Source organism: Delftia sp. PE138 (assembly GCF_018320755.1).
GTDB classification, from domain to species: Bacteria; Pseudomonadota; Gammaproteobacteria; order Burkholderiales; family Burkholderiaceae_C; genus Comamonas; species Comamonas tsuruhatensis.
This window is the reverse complement of sequence record NZ_JABEPN010000001.1, coordinates 1,288,417-1,304,612: the sequence shown is the minus strand read 5'-3', so window position 1 is coordinate 1,304,612 and position 16,196 is coordinate 1,288,417. Positions and strand designations below refer to the sequence as shown.

General features: G+C 70.8%; 12 protein-coding genes. 4 read left to right on the top strand and 8 right to left on the bottom strand.

Annotated features, from left to right (window positions below):
- Positions 1-180: 180 nt before the first annotated feature.
- Positions 181-2,589: a TonB-dependent siderophore receptor gene (locus HFGMBDPB_RS05860; protein WP_212645060.1), complete on the top strand. Its 2,409-nt coding sequence runs from the start codon at positions 181-183 to the stop codon at positions 2,587-2,589.
- Here the strand turns inward: HFGMBDPB_RS05860 and HFGMBDPB_RS05855 are convergent.
- The gene (locus HFGMBDPB_RS05855) at positions 2,582-3,529 is read right to left on the bottom strand and encodes a MurR/RpiR family transcriptional regulator (RefSeq protein WP_212645059.1); all 948 of its coding nucleotides are present in this window, start codon (positions 3,527-3,529) and stop codon (positions 2,582-2,584) included. The genes HFGMBDPB_RS05860 and HFGMBDPB_RS05855 overlap by 8 nt on opposite strands.
- A 77-nt stretch (positions 3,530-3,606) precedes the next feature.
- Here HFGMBDPB_RS05855 and HFGMBDPB_RS05850 point away from each other — a divergent pair, with 77 nt between their 5' ends.
- From HFGMBDPB_RS05850 to HFGMBDPB_RS05840, 3 genes are all read left to right on the top strand, one after another.
- Positions 3,607-4,776, top strand: a complete 1,170-nt coding sequence (locus HFGMBDPB_RS05850) for a M20 family metallopeptidase (RefSeq protein ID WP_212645058.1) — start codon at positions 3,607-3,609, stop codon at positions 4,774-4,776.
- Positions 4,777-4,790: 14 nt separating this feature from the next.
- Positions 4,791-5,807, top strand: a complete 1,017-nt coding sequence (locus tag HFGMBDPB_RS05845; RefSeq protein WP_212645057.1) for a Bug family tripartite tricarboxylate transporter substrate binding protein — start codon at positions 4,791-4,793, stop codon at positions 5,805-5,807.
- Positions 5,808-5,883: 76 nt separating this feature from the next.
- Complete coding sequence (locus HFGMBDPB_RS05840; RefSeq protein ID WP_016450282.1) at positions 5,884-6,912, top strand: Bug family tripartite tricarboxylate transporter substrate binding protein; 1,029 nt, start codon at positions 5,884-5,886, stop codon at positions 6,910-6,912.
- A 4-nt stretch (positions 6,913-6,916) separates the two neighbouring features.
- Here the strand turns inward: HFGMBDPB_RS05840 and HFGMBDPB_RS05835 are convergent, their stop codons facing one another.
- Genes HFGMBDPB_RS05835 through HFGMBDPB_RS05805 form a run of 7 tightly spaced genes read right to left on the bottom strand, consistent with a single transcriptional unit; the run spans position 6,917 to position 16,184 of the window.
- Positions 6,917-7,906 carry a Bug family tripartite tricarboxylate transporter substrate binding protein gene (locus HFGMBDPB_RS05835; RefSeq protein ID WP_047326178.1) on the bottom strand — a complete coding sequence of 330 codons (990 nt, stop codon included), beginning with the start codon at positions 7,904-7,906 and terminating at the stop codon, positions 6,917-6,919.
- 51 nt (positions 7,907-7,957) lie between these two features.
- Positions 7,958-9,211: an alkyl sulfatase dimerization domain-containing protein gene (locus HFGMBDPB_RS05830; RefSeq protein WP_047217697.1), complete on the bottom strand. Its 1,254-nt coding sequence runs from the start codon at positions 9,209-9,211 to the stop codon at positions 7,958-7,960.
- Complete coding sequence (locus HFGMBDPB_RS05825) at positions 9,208-10,545, bottom strand: DUF1254 domain-containing protein (RefSeq protein ID WP_212645056.1); 1,338 nt, start codon at positions 10,543-10,545, stop codon at positions 9,208-9,210. The genes HFGMBDPB_RS05830 and HFGMBDPB_RS05825 overlap by 4 nt, the downstream gene beginning before the upstream one ends.
- A gap of 8 nt (positions 10,546-10,553) precedes the next feature.
- Positions 10,554-11,939, bottom strand: coding sequence for a DUF1254 domain-containing protein (locus tag HFGMBDPB_RS05820; protein WP_212645055.1), 1,386 nt, complete (start codon positions 11,937-11,939; stop codon positions 10,554-10,556).
- Between the two features lie 25 nt (positions 11,940-11,964).
- Complete coding sequence (locus HFGMBDPB_RS05815; protein WP_212645054.1) at positions 11,965-12,987, bottom strand: Bug family tripartite tricarboxylate transporter substrate binding protein; 1,023 nt, start codon at positions 12,985-12,987, stop codon at positions 11,965-11,967.
- A complete protein-coding gene (locus HFGMBDPB_RS05810; RefSeq protein ID WP_133073957.1) occupies positions 12,984-15,110 on the bottom strand; it encodes an acetate--CoA ligase family protein in 2,127 nt (708 codons plus the stop codon). Before HFGMBDPB_RS05810 ends, HFGMBDPB_RS05815 begins: the two co-directional genes overlap by 4 nt.
- A gap of 9 nt (positions 15,111-15,119) precedes the next feature.
- Complete coding sequence (locus HFGMBDPB_RS05805) at positions 15,120-16,184, bottom strand: porin (RefSeq protein ID WP_212645053.1); 1,065 nt, start codon at positions 16,182-16,184, stop codon at positions 15,120-15,122.
- Positions 16,185-16,196 lie beyond the last annotated feature (12 nt).

Below are 16,196 nucleotides of genomic sequence, written 5' to 3'. Positions count from 1 at the left end.
CGCATGCGCGGGTGGGCTGGCATGGCTTGTCCGGCGCGGTTCCTGATCGCCCGCGACGGCTGCCTGCGGCCTGCCCGTCGCGTGCCCGTGCAACGGCACAGCAACGGAGTGGCAATGAGAGCGCAAGAAGCAGCAGGCAGGGAATTCGCAGGCAGGGGCACACATGCCCGACGCAGGAACATGAAGGAGCAGGGCGCCGGCCCGCAGGCCAGTCCGCGCCTGCTGGCGTGGCTGGTGGCCGGAGCCGTGGCCGGCATGGGCGCCGCGCCGTCCGCCCGTGCGCAACAGCTTCAGCAGCCGGCCACCTCTTCACCGATGCCGTCATCCGGACAGCGGCTGGCCTTTGACCAGCCGGCCCAGCCGCTGATCAACGCGCTGCGCGCCTTTGGCCGCCAGACCCAGTTCCAGGTGCTGTACGACGAAGCCGTGCTGGTCGGCCGCCAGGCGCCGGCCCTCCGGGGCAGCTTCACGCCGCAGGAGGCCATGGACCGGCTGTTGGCCGGCACCGGCGTGACCGCGCACAGCACCGAGCAGGGCACGTTCACGCTGCGAAAGGCGCCTGCGCCTGCGCCGCAGGCGTCGGCGGGCACCACGCTGTCCACGGTCAACGTGACCTCGCAGCGCATGGCCGCGCCGGGCAGCTACGTGGGCAGCGGCAGGAGCGCCAGCACCAAGCTGGACACGCCGCTGATCGAGACGCCGCGCTCTATCTCCATCGTCACCCAGGAACAGCTGCAGAACCAGGCGCCCAAGAGCATCGAGCAGGCCCTGTCGTACACGGCCGGCGTGTCCACCGAAGTCACGGGCGCGGACCTGCGCATGACGGGCGCCATCATCCGGGGGTTCAGCGATGGCAGCTCCTACTACAAGGACGGGCTGCGGCAGTTCTCGGCCGGCACCTATGGTTCGTGGAACGACGAGATCGACGAGCTGGACAGCATCGAGGTCATCAAGGGCCCGGCCTCCGTGCTCTTTGGCCAGGGGCGGCCGGGCGGCGTGATCAACGTGGTCTCCAAGAAACCCGAGGCCGACCATGTGAACAGCGTGGGCTTGTCCTATGGCCGCTACCAGCGCGCCCAGGCCACGGCCGATCTGGGCGGCGCGCTGGATGCCTCGGGCGACCTGCTGTACCGGCTCAACCTCAAGGCGCGTGACAGCGACGGACGCACCGTGGGCTCGCGCGATGACCGCATCTCCATCGCGCCCTCGCTGCGCTGGAACCTCTCCGGCCGCACCCACCTGACCGTGCTGGGCAGCTACTCGCGCGAGCGCGGCACGCCCAAGTCCTGGTGGCCCAGCCTGTTCACCTACCCGCAGATCAAGGACCTGCCTGCGCACCTGACCGCCGGCGACCCGTCCTTCGACCGCTTCGACCGCGACACGCGATCGCTGGGCTACGAGTTCTCGCACCAGACCGACAGCGGCTGGCAGCTCACGCAGAACCTGCGCTACTCCACCATCGACATCGATTACCGCCATATCTACGCCATGGACGTGCTGGCCGACGGCCGAAGCGTCTCGCGCGCCAGCCTGGCCCAGCGCACCAAGGGCCGCACGCTGGCGCTGGACACCCGCCTGCACAAGGACCTGCGCTGGGGCGGGCTGCAGCACCGGATGGCCTTCGGCATGGACCATGTGAAGTACAGGGAGCGCGGCGGCCTGGGCTTTGGCTGGGATGTGCCCGACCTGGACATGCTCGACCCTGTCTATGGCCAGTCCATCGCCTATCCAGAGCTGGAGGACAGCCGCACGGACCTGCGCCAGACCGGCATCTACACCCTCAACCAGTTCAAGTGGGACCGCTGGGTGGCCAATCTCAGCCTGCGCCATGACCAGGCGCGCACCACGCAGAACAGCAGCACCCAGCCGCGCATGAGCGACAGCGCCACCACCGGCAGCGCGGGCCTGCTCTACCTGTTCGACAGCGGCTGGGCGCCCTATGCGAGCTATGCGACCTCCTTCGATCCGGTCACGGGCCTGCAGTACGACGGCAATCCGTTCGAGCCCCGGCGCGGCAAGCAGTACGAGGCGGGCGTGAAGTACCAGCCTCCGGGAAGCACCTCGCTGATCACGGCCTCGGTCTTCGACCTGCGCCAGACCAACGTCACCACGCTGGACCCCGACCACCCGCGCTTCAGCATCCAGACGGGCGAGGTGCGCTCCACGGGGCTGGAGCTGGAAGGCCGCTTCGCGCTCACGCGCGAGCTGAACGCGCTGGCCAGCTACACCTACCTGGACCCGCGCACCACGCAGAGCAACCGGCCCGCCGAAATCGGCCGCCAGACCATACAGACCACACGCCACATGGCCAGCCTGTGGCTGGACTACCGCCCGCGCACGGTGCCGGGCCTGATGGTGGCCGGCGGCCTGCGCTACAAGGGTCGCTCTCCCTACAACGTGGCGGCGGACGGCACGCTGAACATCAACGACTCCGCCACGCTGGCCGACCTGGCGCTGGCCTACGAGACGCCGCAGTACCGCATCGCGCTGAACATCAACAACCTGTTCAACCGCAAGTACTTCGCAGGCATCTTCCGCGGCGTGGATCGCGAGGCCACGCTGAGCTTCAAGTACTACTGGTCTATGTAGAAGACCTGCGCGCGGTGGGCTTGCGCGCGGCGCGAGCCGGCCCGCGCGGCTCGGGCGTCCTGATCAGCTGGTGGTTGAACTCCCTCCACAGCGCGTCGCGCCGGGCCAGCGCCTCGGACACATCGGCATGGCGCAACTGGGCCACGGCCGAGACCAGGGCATTGCACAAGTAGAAGGCGGCCGTGTAGGAGTGAAAGGGCGAGGCATTGGCCGTGCGCACCTGCAGCCAGTGGTGGGCCACGGTGGCCAGGGGGGCCGTGGGGCTGTCGGTGATGGCCAGCACCCGGGCGCCGGCTTCCGAAAATCGCTGCGCCACTTCGTAGGTGCCGCGTGAATACTGGCTGACGCTGAAGGCCAGCAGCGTGTCGGTGGGGCCTACCCACAGCAGCTGGTCGGCCGAGGCGATGGCGCCTGCATCCAGCTGCTGCACGCCGGGGCGGCACATGTTCAGGTGCAGGGCCAGCCAGGCGGAGACCGGCGAGCTGTTGAGCTGGGCCAGCACGAACACCCGGCCCTCGTCCTGCGCGAGCTGCCGGGCCATGGCCTCGAAGGCCGCCATGTCCAGCCCTTCGCGCGTGGATTGGATGTTGTGCTGGTCGTGCAGCAGTGCATCGTCCACGCACTCGCTCAGGCTGCGCTGCGCGCCCAGCAGCACGGGCGCGCGCTGGGCAGCCGTCTGCAGCAGCGCCGTCACCTCGCCGCGCGCCTCGCGCTGGGCCTCGGCATAGCTGGCATAGCCGAGCTTGGCGAACAGGCGCACCACGGTCGAGGCGCTGGTGCCTGTGCGCGCTGCCAGGGCGGTGGCCGATTCCAGCAGCGCATGCGGATAGTCGCTGCCCAGGGTCTGGGCCAGCGTCTGCTCGCTGGCCGTCAGTTCCGCGCCCTGCTGCGCCAGGCGCTGCGGCAGCAGCAGCGCGGCTTTTTGCAATGGTGATTTCATGTTTTTCTTGTATATGCAACGTGTGTTGCAAAATAGGGGGTCGCGTGCAACACTGCATGCACTCTGGAGATTCCACCATGCACGATACCCTCGAACAAAGCCGCGTGCAGCAGCGCGCGAGACTGCTGGACTGGCTGGGCGGCCAGCAGCAGGCCATGCAAGATCTGTTGCACAGGATTGTCGATATCGACAGCGGCAGCCGCGATGAAGCCGGCATCCTGGCCGTGGCCCAGGCCCTGCGCGAGCGGCTGGAGGCGGCCGGCGTGGCCGTGCGCTTCGAGGACGTTCCCGGCTACGGCGTGCTGCTGCATGCCGACGTGCCCGGGCCCGGCGAGGGCGCGCCCATCTATCTGATGGGCCATATGGACACGGTCTTTCCGGCCGGCACCGTGGCGCGCCGCCCCTTCCGCGCGGAAGAAGGCCGGGCCTACGGTCCCGGCGTGGCCGACATGAAGTCGGGCCTGGTGCTCAACGTCTTCGTGGCCGAGGCCTTTGCGCGCTGCGGCGGCCTGGGCGCGCCGCTCAAGCTGTTCTTCTCGTGCGACGAGGAGATCGGCTCGCCCGCCACGCGCCAGACCATCATGGATACGGTGCGCGGTGCGCGCGCCGTCTTCAACGCCGAGCCGGGCCGCGTCAGCGGCAACCTGGTGACCAGCCGCAAGGGATCGATGGCCGTGGAGTTCGAGGTACAGGGCGTGGCCGCCCACGCCGGCATCAACCACGCGGCCGGCGCCAGCGCGCTGGAAGCCATGGCGCGCAAGCTGCTGGCCCTGCATGCGCTGACCGATCCCGCCACGGGCACGACCACCAATGTGGGCGTGCTGCAGGGCGGCATCGTGCCGAACATGGTGGCGCCCCACGCCAAGGCCGAGCTCGATGTGCGCTACACGGCCCAGACCGATCCCGATGCGCTGATGGAGCGCATCCGCGCCATCGTGGAGGAAGAATCCGTGCCCCGCACCCAGGGCCGCGTCACCGCCGTGCGCCGCACCCTGCCCATGGCGCCCACGCCCGATGCGCTGCTGCAGCTGTACCGTCGCGGCGCGCAGTCGCTGGGCTTCGACGTGCAGGGCGAGTTCACGGGCGGCGCGGCCGACAGCGGCCTCACGGCCTCGGTGGGCGTGCCCACGCTGTGCGCCACCGGCCCCGTGGGCGGCCATCCCCATACCGAGCGCGAGTACTGCGAGCTGGCCACCTTCGTGCCGCGCGCTCAGGCCGTGGCCCTCGCCATCTTTGATCACCCCTGATTGCGCTGATACCCATGAAAAACCTGTCCGTGAACCCCTCCGTCCCCACCCGCCGCAAATTGCTGGGCGCAGGCCTTGGCCTGGCGGGCCTGTCCGCGCTGGCGCCGATGGCCGCACGCGCCGATGACAAGTACCCCTCGCGCCCGATCACGCTGGTCGTGCCGTTTCCGCCCGGCGGCTCGGTGGACATCATGGGCCGCCAGTACGCCGAGCCCCTGTCGCGCATCCTGGGCGTGCCCATCGTGGTGGAGAACCGTCCCGGCGCGGGCGGCTCGGTCGCCACGCAGTACGTGTCGCGCGCCAAGCCGGACGGCTACACCCTGGTCGTGTCCTCGCAAAGCAGCCACCTGGCCAATCCGCTGACCCAGCCCAAGATCGGCTACGACCCCATCAAGGACTTCGAGAACATCGCCATCCTGGGCCGCCAGCCCAATGCGCTGATGGTGCATTCCAGCCTGCCCGTGAAGAACTTCCAGGAGTTCATCGAGTACGTGAAAAAGCGTCCCGGCCAGGTCAACTACGGCAGCGCGGGCATCGGCAGCATGGGCCAGCTCAACGTGGAAATGCTCAAGGCCGCCACGGGCATCTTCGCCACCCACATTCCCTACCGCGGCGGCTCGCCGCTGGTCACGGCGGCCATCGGCAACGAGGTGCAGTTCATCCTCGACAACCTGGTCTTCATGCTGCCCCATGTGCAGTCGGGCAAGGTGCGCGCCCTGGTCGTGGCCTCGGAGCAGCGCCTGCCCATGCTGCCCGACGTGCCCACCATGGCCGAGGTCGGCTATCCCCAGCTCAACATGAGCTCCTGGACCGGCATCGCGGCGCCTGCGGGCACGCCCGACGCCATCGTGCAGACGCTGCACAAGGCCGTGCGCCAGGCCGCCACTGCGCCTGCCATGGTGGCCAGCCTCAAGGAGCGCGGCGTGGTCGCGCCCGAGGAGATGAGCCCCGCCGCGTTCGAGAAGATGATGGCCGAACGCCTGAAGCTCTTCGGCGAGGTGGTGCGCAAGGCCCATATCGTGGCCGAGTAAGCAGGGCACGCCCAGGGCGCCCCCAGGGCGCCCCGGATGGCCGGACGCAGCCGACGTATTTCCATAAGGAGGAGACATGAGCATGACCCCTATCGCCCGCCAGGCTGCCAGCCACCCTTCCCGCCGCCGCGTGCTCGGCGCGGGGCTGGGCCTGGGGATGCTGGCGCCGCTTGCGGCGCTGGCCGCCGAAGGCAAGGCCGCCGGCTACCCCTCGCGCCAGATCAGCTTCATCGTGCCGTTCCCTCCGGGCGGTTCGGTGGATGCCATGGCACGCCAGTACGCCGAGCCCATGGCACGCATCCTGGGCGTGCCCATCGTCGTGGAGAACCGGCCCGGCGCGGGCGGCTCGGTGGCCGCGCTGGCCGTGGCGCGCGCCAAGCCGGACGGCTACACCCTGGTCGTGTCCTCGCAGAGCAGCCACCTGGCCAATCCTCTGACCCAGCCCAAGGTGGGCTACGACCCCATCAAGGATTTCGAGAACATCGCCATCCTGGGCCGCCTGCCCAATGTGCTGGTCGTGCCCGCCAGCCTGCCCATCCGCAGCTTTGCGGAGTTCATCGCCTATGCCAAAAAGCACCCTGGCCAGCTCAACTACGGCAGCGGCGGCACGGGCAGCATGGGCCAGCTCAACATGGAGATGTTCAAAGCCGATGCGGGCCTGGACATCACCCATGTTCCCTACCGGGGCGGCACGCTGCTGGTCACCTCGGTGCTGGCGGGCGAGGTGCAGGTGTTCCTGGACAACCTCATCTCCATGCTGCCCCACATCCAGGCAGGCAAGGTGCGCGCCCTGGCCGTGGCCTCCGAGCAGCGCGTGGCGCAGCTGCCCGATGTTCCCACGCTGGCCGAGGTGGGCTACCCGCAGCTGAACATGAGCTCATGGACCGGCCTGGCCGCGCCGGCCGGCACGCCCGCGCCCGTGGTGCAGGCCCTCTTCAAGGCCGTGCGCCAGGCCGCCACGGCGCCGGCCATGGTGGCCAGCCTGCAGGACCGGGGCGTGACCCCGCCCGAGGAAATGAGCCCCGCCGCCTTCGAGGCCATGATGTCCGAGCGCCTGAAGCGCTTTGGCGAGGTGGTGCGCAGGACGGGCATCGTCGCCGAGTGAGCTGCTAGTCCAACTGCACACCCACCTCGCGCACCAGCCGCCCCCAGTCCGCCAGGTCCTGGCGCAGCGTGTCGGCGAATTGCGCGGGCGTGGTCCGGGGCAGGTCGGTCAGGTTGAGCTCGCCCAGCTTTTTGGCCGTGGCCGGGTCCTGCAGCAACTGGTTGATGGCGGCGTTGAGCTTGTCCACGATGGGCTGCGGCGTTTTGGCGGGCGCGAAGACGCCGTACCAGGAATAGTTGTGGAACGGGTAGCCCGCCTCGGTCAGGCTGGGCAGGTCCGGCTGGCTGGGAATGCGCTTGTCGCCGCTGTGGGCGATGGCGCGCACGCGGCCCGCACGCACCAGCTCCACGGTGGAAGAGGTGTCCGCAAACGCCGCTTGCACCTGCCCGCCCAGCAGGCCCTGCACACAGGGGCTGCTGCCCTTGTAGGGCACATGTTGCATCTGCAGGCCGGCCTGCTTGAGCAGGAATTCCATGGTCAGGTGCCCGCCCGAGCCCTGGCCCCAGGAGCAGTAGCTGAGCTGGCCGGGCCGGGCGCGCACATGCTCCACGAACTCCTTGAGCGAATGCACGGGCAGGTCGCGCGAGACCAGCAGCAGATTGCCCGCGCGCCCTATTTGCGCAATGGGTGCGAAGTCCTTGATCGGGTCATACGGAACCTTGCGGTAGAGGCTGGGGTTCACGGCCATGGACGCCGTGTAGGTGAACAGCAGCCGGTAGCCGTCCGGCGCACTGCGCGCGGCCTGCTCCACGCCGACCAGGCCGTTGGCGCCGGGCCGGTTGTCCACCACGAAGGGCTGCCTGAGCAGCCGGGTCAGGCCTTCGGCAAACACCCGCGCGATGGTGTCCGTGCCGCCGGCGGCGGCCGTGGGCACGATCAGCGTGACGGGGCGGGCGGGGTAGTTGCCGGCATCCTGTGCCGGCTGGGCGTGGCCCGTGCAGGCCATGGCCAGCAGCAGTGCCAGGGCCATGCCGTGCTTCTTCATCGTCTTCATGCACTTGTCTCCTTGTGTCGCCTTGTGTCGCCTTGCCTGTGCGCGGCCCCGTCAGCGCAGCCCCAGGCGCGCCTGCGTGCCCTGCTCGATCATGTCGGCCCCCACGCGGTAGAGGTTGCGCGAGACATAGCTGTCCACCTCGCGCGCACGCTCGCGCAGCCAGGCGGCCTTGAGGCTGCGGGCCTGGCCGATCTCGGGCGCGTCGCCGGCCGCGGTGGCCAGCACGTCGATCACATGCAGGGCCAGCTGCCACTGGCCCGCGTCGGCCAGCGCCTGGGCGCTGGCCACCAGGCCGGGCTTGTCGGTGATGGCATCGGCGATGGCGGCGCCTGCGGCCTCGGGCGGGGCCGGGTGCAGCGTGGTCGGGTTGCGGTCCCACCAGCCGTTTTCCGAACGGTAGATGTCGCGCACGATGTAGCTGGGGTCGCCATAGGTGGGCTTCATCCACTCCACGCCGAACAGCTCCTGCGGATAGTCCATGGCCGCGAGCACCTGCTGCTCGTTCAGGCCCTCGTTCATCAGGCGCACGACTTCGGCGCGCAGCCAGCGCAGCGCCTGTGCGGTGTGCAGCAGCACCTGCTGCACGGCCTGCTCGCCCTCGATCACGGGACCGAACTCGCGCACGGCCTTGAGCGGGCGCAGCGCGGCCATGGCCTGCAGCGTGTCGGCCCAGCGCACGGTGTCGCGCAGCGTGCGAAAGGGCGTGCCGATGTTGGGGATGGAGTCCAGCAGCGCCGCGCCGCCGTACAGCACGCGCTGGCCGGGGCTCCACAGCGCGATGGCGTCGTCGGTCTCGGACGGCGCCCAGAACAGCTCGATGCGGCTGTCTCCGCTGCCTATCTCCAGCCGCGTGTCGAAGGTTTCGGTGGGCTCGTGCATGTCCAGCCGGTGCTCGAAAAAGCCCGCGCTGCGGTTGAACTGGATCTCGGCCATGCGGTGCTGCAGCGCCCGGGTCTCGCGGTAGCGCGCCTGGCGGCGCGGCAGGTTGCGGTGCGCGATGAGGCGCGGCACAGGCTCTCCGCGCGCGGCCGCATGCTCCAGCCAGGCGGGCACGCCCGCGTTGTAGCCGATGTGGCCGTGGCTGTAGCACAGCGCATGCACGGGCGCATCGCTGAGCTGGCGCAGGCTGGCGATCATGTCCTGGCTGACCTTGCCGCCGGGGCCGGCGTCGATCACCACCAGGCCCGCGTCGGTCTCGGCCACGAAGGACTGGCCCTGGCCGCGCAGTATGTGCAGGCCCGGCGCCACGGTTTCGCTGCCGGTGCCCACCAGCAAGAAGGGCTTGTCGTCGTCTCTGGCGTTCATGGGGTCTCCGGGTCTGGTTCGATGGGGGGCAGGGCGTAGCGGCCGTCCAGCAGTTCGGGTTGGGGCATGTAGGCGCGCAGGCACAGGTAAAAGCCTTCGCGCGGCGCGGGCAGCCAGTTGGCGCGGTGGTCTTCGCTGGCCGGTGGCGCGTGGCTGATGTGGATAGTCAACCCGCCATCGCCATCGCCATCGCCATCAGCGTCGGGGCGCAGGCCCGGCGTGCGGTCGCCGATGGCATGGCGGTCGATGGGGTTGTCCACCAGCATGCAGTCGTGGGCGCCGTAGAGGGTCAGGGACCAGAAGGCCTGCACGGGTGGCAGCGCGCCTGGGGCAAAGCGAAGCCGGTAGCGGCGGCTGCCGTGCAGGGGCAGGCCCTGGGCGTCATGCCAGGCCAGCGGGTAGATGGCCTCGCGGCTTTCCAGCATGCCGATGTACTTGAGTGCAATTTCGGCGCGGGCCTGGAAGTCGTCGCCAAAACTGCCTTCGACCAGGGCGGGGAGTTCCCAGCCCGAGTCCAGGCGCCGGCCCGTGCTGGCCGCGCGCAGCCGGGGCAGCACGCTGTCCAGGGCGCGCTGCAGTGCGGCTTGCTGTTGCGCATCGGGTGCGCCCAGCCCGGCGCCCAGGCCCACGGCCGCAAAGCGCGCGACCCGTGCGGCATGCCCCGCCGGCGGCGGGTTGTCGCGCAAGGCGGCATTCACCTGGGCTGCATAGTGCTCGGCATTTGGCGGGGCCTGGGGATCGCAGTCCGGGTCGAAGGCACGGGCCTGCGAGGGCGTGCCCGCCTGCCAGTCGGCCAGCGGGCGCACCGCAAAGCCGTCCTGCAGCGCGTGCACGGCGGGCAGGTCATGCTCGCCATCGACCAGGATGCGGCCTATCACCCACAGCCAGGGCGTGGGCGCGGCAATGTGTGCGCCGGGCGCATCGAACGGTGGCGGCGGCTCCCCCTGCCAGCCCGGCGGCGTGATCAGGAAGGAGCGCGCAGCCGTGCCCGTCAGGCGCTGGCCCAGGTGGGCGAAGGGGTTGGTGAAGAAGTCCAGCAGGCCCAGCACGTAGTAGCGGCCCGCCGTGTCGGGCACGTCGATCACCAGCGGCCCGGCGCCCAGGTCCAGCCAGGCGTTGGTGTAGAGCGTGTCGTTGTTGGGCGTGACCACGCGGCTGGTGCCGGCGCGCAGCAGCTGGCGCGCATGCACGAACTGGTTGCACCAGCGCAGCGGTGCGGGCGCAGCCTCGCCGGCCGCATTGCGCCGGGGCGAGGTGGCCGCGCGCATGCGGCGCATCTCGTACAGCGGGCAGGTGTGGATGACGGCCTCCTCGGCCAGGGTGCTCAGGTCCATGGCGTGTCTCATGCGGCCACGGGCTGCAGGGGCGGAACAGGCCATTGGTGCGCGCCTGCCTGCGGGTGGTACATGCGCAGGATGAGGTAGAAGCGCCCGTGCGGCGTGGGCAGCCAGTTGGCGGCGCCCTGTGCCGGCCGGGCATGGCCCAGGTCGATCTGCAGGCTGCCGTCGGCCTCGCGCAGCAAGCCCGGCGTGCGGTCGCCGATGGAGTGGCGGCCGATCTCGTTGCCGTAGAGAAAGCGGTCGGCGTCGTACAGCGTGACGGACCAGAAGGCGTCGGCCGGTGGCATGTCGGCGGCATTGAAGCGCAGCACATAGCGCTGGCTGCCGTCCAGCGGCTGCAGGCCTGCGTCGTGGTGGGCGGCGGCGTAGATGGCCTCGCTGGTGGCCAGCGCGCCCAGGCCCAGGTAGGCGGTGCGTGCGCGGCCCAGGTACTCGCTGCCGTAGCGGCCGGTGGACGGCGTCATGGTCCAGGGCCGGGGACGGCGGTTGCGCCCCATGGCGGCCACGGTGCGCACGCCGTCGGCAAAGCCCTCGGTCAGGCCTTCGCGCAAGGGCTCCTCCAGCTGCTCCCACGCCATGTGGGCGCTGGCCACCAGGCCGGCCTGGCCGAACCAGGCCAGCAGTCCCTGGTCCTCCTTGCGTCCGGGCGCCTCGGCCAGCGCATGGCAGAGGTTGGTGAAAAAGCGCGGCGCAACCTCGGCCGCAGGCTCCTGGTTCTCGAAGGCGGCCGCCATGGCGTCCACGGGCGGGCCGACCCAGTTCGTGACGGCGGCCGGGCGGCCTCCTTTCGGCGTGCCCGGCGCGGGCTCCAGCCGGATGTCGGCCTGCAGTGCGCGGGCTGCAGGCCAGTCGGGCGCATCGCCCACCACGGTGCGGCCGATCAGCCAGACCAGGTTGCTGGGGCAGTGCACCAGACGGTGGCCGGCCAGATGCTCCGGCACCTGGCCGCCCGGCCCGACCAGGACCACGGTCTCGCCTTCGGGCGCGCAGTTGCGCGGTCCCAGGTTCTCGAAATTCTCGGTATAGGCGTCGTACAGGGCCAGCACGAAATAGCGGCCCGGATGCGCAGCGCTGGAGGGCACGGTCAGCAGGCGCGGGCCGTCGGCCAGGTGGATCCAGGCCAGCGAGTACAGCAGGTCGTTGGCGGGCGTGACCACGTCGCGGTCCTCATGGGTGGAGGGGCGCTGGCTGTGGTGCAGCGTGTCGAAGTCGCCGCGCATGTCCAGGCCCAAACCGGTGGCACGTGCGGCGCCGGCATCGGTCTGCAGGCGGCAGGTGCGGTAGGTCTCTATCAGCGGATAGCCGTAGACAAAGGCGGCCAGGCCGATGGAGCGCGCCAGGGCACGGCGGACTTCGGGCAGGGAGGGAGGGGTCGGGTTCATGTCCATTGTTTTCTTCAGGGCAGGAGGGGGGTCAGTCGAGGGTCACGCCCGTGGAGCGCGCCAGGTCCAGCGCCACGGGCAAAAAGGCGGCGTAGGCGGCGCTGGCCTCGGCCGGGCTGTTGCCCTGGGCCTCCAGGCCCAGCGCCTCGACACGCTGGCGCACCTGGGGCTCGCGCATCACGGCGGCGACCTCGCGGCCCAGGCGTTCGACGATGGCGTCGGGCGTGCGCGCGGGCGCCATCAGCGAGATCGATCCCGTGATGGCATACACGGGCTCGCGGTAGCCCTGCTCGGCAAAGGTGGGCACATCGGGCAGGGCCTTGCTGCGGCGCGGTCCGGCCACGGCCAGGGCGCGCAGCTTGCCGGCGTCGATGAAGGGCTTGAGCGTAGCGGCCGAGCCCAGCGTCATCTGGATCACGCCGCTGATCAGGTCGATGGACATGGGCCCCTCGCCCTTATAGGCCACGTGCAGCGACTGCAGGCCGTAGGCCTTGTCCATGAAGACCTGGACCTGGTGCGGCTGCGTGCCCGCCCCCCAGGAACCCATGGCGTACTTGCCCGGCGACTGGCGCACGGCCTCGACCAGGCCCTTGAAGTCCTTGGCCGGCACGGCCGGATTGACGGCCATCACCATGGAGGGCGAGACCACGTCCGAGACCATGCGCAGCTCGGTGCGCGGGTCGTAGGGCAGCTTCTTGTAGAGCACCAGGTTGGCCGTGATGGGCCCGGGCACGGTCAGCAGCAGGGTGTGGCCGTCGGGCACGCTCTTGGCCACATGCTCGGTGCCGATGATGCCGCCCGCGCCGCTGCGGTTGTCCACCACCACGGGCTGGCCCAGGCGCTTGGTCAGGCCCTCGGCCAGGATGCGCGCCACGGTGTCGGTGGAGCCGCCGGCCTGGTATTGCACGACGATGCGCACGGGCCGGGCGGGATAGCCGTCCTGGGCCGGCGCGGCGCTGCAGGCCAGGGCAAGGCAGGTCAGTGCGGCGGTGCGCAGCAGGGGTGTGTTCATGGTGGCCTCCGGGCGGGAGATGGAATGGGCATTGGCTTTCATGCAGCCTCCCTGCCGATGACCAGCGCATCGACGGCCACGCAGCCGCCGTCCTCGCGCGGGCGGGCGATCAGGGGGTTGATCTCGGCGCTTTCCAGCGTGGCGCCTGCGCGCTGCGCAAAGCCGGCCAGGGCGCACAGCGTGTCGGCAATGCTGTCCAGGTCCACGCGGGGGCGGCCGCGCGCGCCGTCCAGCACGGCAAAGGCCCGCAGCTCGCGCACCATGGCCAGCGCGTCGTCCCGCGTGATGGGCAGCAGGCGCAGCGAGACATCGCGCAGGATCTCGGCATGGATGCCGCCCAGCCCGAACATCAGCACCGGGCCGAACACCGGGTCGCGGTGCACGCCGGCGATGCACTCCACGCCGCCCTGCACCATGGGGGCGGCCAGCGCGCCGTCGATGCGCGCCTCGGGCCGGGCCTGGCGCGCATTGGCCAGGATGCGGTCGAAGGCGGCCTGGGCGCCGGCCGCATCCGCCAGGTTCAGTGCCACGCCGCCCACGTCGGACTTGTGGGCGATGGCATCGCTGCAGACCTTGAGGGCAATGCGTCCGCCCATCTCCTGCGCGGCCTGCACGGCCTGCGCTGCCTCGGCCGCCGTGCGCACCAGCCGGTGCGGCACCACGGGCACGCCGGCCTCGGCCAGCAGGGCCATGCTGCGCTGCTCCGACAGCGTGCCCGCCGGCAGGTGCAGTGCGCTGCCTGCATCGGCCATCGCGGGCAGCGCCTGCGGTGTTTCATGCAGGCGGGCCAGCGCGCCAATGCAGCGTATGGCTGCGCCCGGGTCGGCGAACACCAGGCAGCCCAGCGCCTCCAGCGCATCGCGGCGCTCGGGCGGGCACAGCGTGCTGACGGCCAGCAGGGTGTCCGGATGGTGGGTGCGCAGCGTCTGCACCAGGCTTTGCAGCACGGGCCAGAAGGCGTCGGACAGGCCGCCTGCCGCGAAGAAGCCCAGCCAGCTGTCGAACTGCCGGTCAGCCAGCATCAGGCGGGCGCTGCGCTCCAGCAGCGTCATGTCGTTGGTGACCTGGCCCGTGATGTCCACGGGGTTGCGCGGCGCGGCAAACGGCACCCATTCGCGCAGCTGGCGCTGGGCCGCATCGGACAGCGGTGCCACGTCCAGGCCGGCTGCGCTGGCGTCGTCGGCCATCATGGCGCCCACGCCGCCCGAGACCGTGAACAGCCCGATGGACCTCCCCTTGGGGGCCCGCGCGATGGAGGCGCTGGCCGCCAGCGCGAAGAAGTCGGTGATGGAATGCGCGCGCAGCACACCGTAGCGGCGGAACACCGCGTCATAGACCGCATCGTTGCCCGCCAGCGAGGCCGTGTGCGATGCGGCGGCGGCCGCGCCCAGGGCGCTGGTGCCCACCTTGCACATGACCACGGGCTTGCCGCGCTCCTGCGCCAGGGCCAGGGCCGCGCGCAGCCGGGGGCCGTCGCGGCAGCCTTCCATGTAGGCCATGATCACGTCGGTCTCGGGGTCCTGGGCCAGCCAGGCCAGGCCATCGGCCAGCTGCACATCGGCCTCGTTGCCCGTGGTGGCCCACAGCGACAGGCCCAGCCCGCGCTCGCGCGCCAGGCTGTAGGCATAGGCACCGAAGGCGCCCGACTGGCTGACCATGCCGATGCGCCCGGGCCGCACCAGGCCGCCGCCCGGCGCGGGCGAGAACGTGGCGTAGACCTGGTGGCCGGGGCGCATGAAGCCCAGGCAGTTCGGGCCGATGAGGCGTATGCCCGCCTCCTGCGCGCGCCGCGCCAGCGCCTGCTGGGCGGCCGTGCCGTCGGAGCCGGTCTCGGCATAGCCCGAGGAAAACAGCACCATGGACTGCACGCGCGCGGCGGCCGCATCCTCCAGCACGCCGGCCACCTGCGACTGTGGCACGGCGACGATGGCCAGGTCCACCGGCGCGCCGATGGCGGCCAGCCGCTCGTGCGCGGGCAGGCCCTGCACGCGGCTGGCGCGCGGGTTCACCGCATACAGCGCGCCGCCGTAGCCGAAGCGCAGCAGGTAGTCCAGCGGAATGCCGCCGATCTTGCTGGCCTGGTCCGAGGCGCCGACCACGGCGATGGAGCGCGGCGCGAACAGCGCGTCGAGCCGGGAAGTGTCGAAGCAATGGCTGTCGGTCATGGGTGTCCCTCAGAAGTTGTGGCGCACGCCCAGCGCCAGGGACCGCACGCCGTCGCCGCTGTTGGCGGCCACCGGCACGTTGGCAATGGCGGCCGAGGCATTGGCCGCGTTGCCCAGCTGCAGCCAGCGCGCGTAGAGCACGGTGCGCTTGCTCAGCGCGTAGTCGTAGCCCAGCGTCCAGGTGTTCTGGGCGCGGTCCGTGCCGCCCACCTCGCGCCGCGCCACCGAGACCAGCAGCTTGGAGCGCGCATCCACGCTCCAATCGGCGCCCAGCTGGGCCAGCCTCGCCTTGGGTGTGCCTGCACGGTCCACGCGGTTGATGACGTAGTTGCCCGTCAGGCGCAGCCCATTCAGGGCTTCCCAGCTGGCCGACAACGCCTGGTACTGGCTGGTGGCGGGCGCGGCCACGGGTGCGGCGGCGCTGCCTTCCACGGACTTCTGGAAGCTGTAGGCCAGGAACCAGGGCTTCTGGTTCCAGCCCAGCGTGGCGCCGTAGAGGCGGCCGTTGCTGCTGTTCGGTGAAGCCGCTTCGCCGAAGGAATAGGCCAGGTCCGCCAGCCAGGGCTGGCCTGCCGGCGTGCGGTAGCGCACCAGGTTGTTGGCCCGCGCCGCAAACGGCCGCAGGCCTGCCTGGGCATCGGTGGCCGACACCAGGTTCAGCGAGGAAAACAGCGCGTTCATGCCCAGCGGATCGGCGCGGAACAGCGCGCCGAACATGGGCGTGTACATGCGGCCCATCTCCACGGCGCCCCAGCCGCTGTTCAGCCCCACCCAGGCCTGGCGCGTGAAGGCCAGGCCCGGGCCGGGAATGGTGCCCAGGCCCGTGTCCGGCGCCACGCCGGCCTCCAGCATGAACTGGGCACGCAGGCCGCCGCCCAGGTCCTCGCTGCCGCGAAAGCCGATGCGCGATGCCGCGCTGCCCCCGTCCTCCAGCCGGCTCAGGCGCGTGGCGCCCGACCTTGCGCTGTTGATGTGGACGTCGACGATGCCGAACATCTCCACGCTGCCCTGGGCCCACGCGGACGTGCCCAGGGCCGCCATGCCGCCGGCGGCCAGCCAATGCTTGTGCTTCACGAACTTGTCTCC

Bases quoted from the DNA above. Each gene is read 5' to 3' on its own strand.
- HFGMBDPB_RS05860 (WP_212645060.1), top strand. From the start codon at position 181: ATGAAGGAGCAGGGCGCCGGCCCGCAGGCCAGTCCGCGCCTGCTGGCG.
- HFGMBDPB_RS05850 (WP_212645058.1), top strand. From the start codon at position 3,607: ATGCACGATACCCTCGAACAAAGCCGCGTGCAGCAGCGCGCGAGACTG.
- HFGMBDPB_RS05855 (WP_212645059.1), bottom strand. From the start codon at position 3,529: ATGAAATCACCATTGCAAAAAGCCGCGCTGCTGCTGCCGCAGCGCCTG.
- HFGMBDPB_RS05815 (WP_212645054.1), bottom strand. From the start codon at position 12,987: ATGAAAGCCAATGCCCATTCCATCTCCCGCCCGGAGGCCACCATGAAC.
- HFGMBDPB_RS05820 (WP_212645055.1), bottom strand. From the start codon at position 11,939: ATGGACATGAACCCGACCCCTCCCTCCCTGCCCGAAGTCCGCCGTGCC.
- HFGMBDPB_RS05845 (WP_212645057.1), top strand. From the start codon at position 4,791: ATGAAAAACCTGTCCGTGAACCCCTCCGTCCCCACCCGCCGCAAATTG.
- HFGMBDPB_RS05810 (WP_133073957.1), bottom strand. From the start codon at position 15,110: ATGACCGACAGCCATTGCTTCGACACTTCCCGGCTCGACGCGCTGTTC.
- HFGMBDPB_RS05840 (WP_016450282.1), top strand. From the start codon at position 5,884: ATGAGCATGACCCCTATCGCCCGCCAGGCTGCCAGCCACCCTTCCCGC.
- HFGMBDPB_RS05835 (WP_047326178.1), bottom strand. From the start codon at position 7,906: ATGAAGACGATGAAGAAGCACGGCATGGCCCTGGCACTGCTGCTGGCC.
- HFGMBDPB_RS05825 (WP_212645056.1), bottom strand. From the start codon at position 10,545: ATGGACCTGAGCACCCTGGCCGAGGAGGCCGTCATCCACACCTGCCCG.
- HFGMBDPB_RS05830 (WP_047217697.1), bottom strand. From the start codon at position 9,211: ATGAACGCCAGAGACGACGACAAGCCCTTCTTGCTGGTGGGCACCGGC.